This is a genomic window from Streptomyces sp. NPDC053673, from assembly GCF_055585225.1.
Genome location: NZ_JBVJKN010000114.1, coordinates 1 through 1,074 on the forward strand (window position 1 = coordinate 1; position 1,074 = coordinate 1,074).

Annotated in this window: 2 protein-coding genes and 1 pseudogene; all 3 read right to left on the reverse strand. The window is 68.5% G+C overall.

The annotated features are described in order from the left end of the window. Nucleotides 1–125, reverse strand: a pseudogene (locus ACZ6ZQ_RS38625) (ATP/GTP-binding protein); the annotation flags it as partial. Next, entirely contained in the window at nucleotides 106–675 is a 570-nt protein-coding gene (locus tag ACZ6ZQ_RS38630; RefSeq protein ID WP_469773206.1) for a DUF742 domain-containing protein, read from the reverse strand. The pseudogene ACZ6ZQ_RS38625 and the gene ACZ6ZQ_RS38630, both read right to left, overlap by 20 nt. Nucleotides 676–774: 99 nt before the next feature. Then, the coding region (locus ACZ6ZQ_RS38635; protein WP_469773207.1) for a roadblock/LC7 domain-containing protein at nucleotides 775–1,074 on the reverse strand (300 nt) is incomplete at its 5' end.

Consider the following 1,074-nt stretch of genomic DNA (forward strand, 5'->3'; position numbering starts at 1 on the left):
AGCGGGTTGATCTCCGAGACGGCGCCGACGAACGTGGTCTTGCCCACGCCGAAGCCGCCCGCCACCACGATCTTCGCGCTGGTGGTTGAGCGGGCTGCACCGCCGCTAGAGCTTGCGAAGTCCACTGAGCACCCTTTCGAGCAGTGTCACGTCTGGCTGGCCGCCGGCGGCCTCGTCGCCGCCGGGCTGGTGGATGGCGACAAGTCCGGCCTCCGCCAGGTCGGCTACGAGGATCCGGGCAACGCCGAGGGGAATGGAGAGAAGTGCCGAGATCTCAGCCACCGACTTGATCTCGAAGCACAGCCGGCAGATCCGCTGGTGCTCGGGCAACTGCCCTTGCAGCCGTGCGGGGTCGGCCGTGGTGCTGACCAGCGCCTCGATGGCGAGCTGGTAGCGCGGCCGGGTCCGGCCGCCGGTCATCGCGTACGGGCGGACCAACGGGTTGTGGCTGCCCGAGGCAGGTGCCGGCTCGGGGGACCGCCGAGGCTGCACCGGCTGGATGCGGGGAGCCTGCGGCTGGTTGTACGACGGGTCGTACGGCTGCTGCGGCCGCTGGTACGGCTGCGGGCCGTCGCCTCTGCTCGGTGCGGAGGGAAAGTTGAAGCGGTTCTGACCCTGCTCACCCGGAGACTGCTGAGCACCGTCATATGGGTGTCCGCCTGGGGGTGTTGCCACTGTTCTTCCTCCTCCGAGTGCCGTACGCCGGTCCAAGTCCCTGTGGAGCCGCGCCACCGCACCCTATGGTGCGGTGGCGAGAAACGCACTGCCTGTCTGTTAGTTGAGAAGACTTCCCTGGAGTTCGGCACGCAGGTCCGGGGTGAGGACAGTACCGGCACGGTCGACCAGCAGGGCCATCTCGTAGCCCACGAGACCGATGTCGGCATCGGGGTGGGCGAGCACGGCCAGCGAAGAGCCGTCCGAGATGGACATGATGAAGAGGAAGCCGCGCTCCATCTCCACAACGGTCTGGTTGACCGCGCCGCCTTCGAAGATGCGGGACGCGCCCGCGGTCAACGAGGTCAGACCGGATGCGACGGCCGCCAGCTGGTCGGCTCGGTCGCGGGGGAACCCCTC